Raw genomic sequence first — 1,162 nt, forward strand, 5'->3', positions numbered from 1 at the left:
CGCCCAGGTCGCGGCACTGACCACGGCCCAAGTGGCGGCCCTGAAACCGACCCAGATCAGTGCCATGGAAACCGCCGACGTGGCGGCCTTGACCACTGCTCAAGTGGTGGCCTTGACCACCGCCCAAGTAGCAGCCCTGACCACCGCGCAAGTGGCTGCGCTGACCACCACCCAAGTGGCGGCCATCGAGACCGCTGATATCGCTGCGTTGACCACAGCAAGCGTCGTTGCCCTGACCACCGCTCAGGTAGCAGCCCTGACCACCGCGCAAGTGGCAGCCCTGAAACCGACCCAGATCAGCGCCCTGCAGACTGTCGATGTTGCAGCGCTGACGACCGCCCAGGTCGTGGCCTTGACTACCGCCCAAGTAGCAGCCCTGACCACCGCGCAAGTCGCTGCGCTGACCACCACCCAAGTGGCGGCCATCGAAACCGCTGACATCGCCGCCCTGCCAGTGACCAGCGTCGCGGCCCTGACCACCGCGCAGGCTGCTGCCCTGACCACCGCTCAGGTCGTGGCACTGACTACCGCTCAGGTGGCCGGGCTGAAACCGGCCCAAGTCGCTGCACTGACCACCACGCAAGTGGCGGCCCTGCAGACCGCCGATGTCGCCGCACTGACCACTGCTGGCGTTGTCGCCCTGACCACCGCTCAGGTCGCGGCACTGACCACGGCCCAGATCGCCGCACTGACCCCGGTTCAGATCGCAGCCATGGAAACCGCTGACGTAGCGGCCCTCACCACCGCTCAGGTGGTGGCGTTGAGCACCGCCCAGGTGGCGGCTCTGACCACCGCCCAAGTGGCTGCGCTGACCACCACCCAAGTGGCGGCCATCGAGACCGCTGACATCGCTGCGTTGACCACCGCAGGCGTCGTCGCCTTGACCACCGCTCAGGTCGCCGCCCTGACCACCGCTCAAGTGGCAGCCCTGAAACCGACCCAGATCAGCGCTCTGCAGACGGCCGATGTCGCCGCACTGACGACCGCTCAGGTCGTGGCATTGACCACGGCCCAGGTCGCGGCCCTGACCACCGCTCAAGTCGCTGCGCTGACCACCACGCAAGTGGCGGCCATCGAAACCGCTGACATCGCCGCCCTGCCAGTGACCAGCGTCGCGGCCCTGACCACCGCGCAGGCCGCTGCCCTGACCACCGCCCAGGTC

Annotated in this window: 1 protein-coding gene; it reads left to right on the top strand. The window is 68.1% G+C overall.

The annotated features are described in order from the left end of the window. The coding region (locus tag NQL71_RS29645; RefSeq protein WP_274643789.1) for a hypothetical protein at positions 1-1,162 on the top strand (1,162 nt) is incomplete at both ends.

Source organism: Pseudomonas serbica (assembly GCF_028823535.1).
Classification (GTDB): domain Bacteria; phylum Pseudomonadota; class Gammaproteobacteria; order Pseudomonadales; family Pseudomonadaceae; genus Aquipseudomonas; species Aquipseudomonas serbica.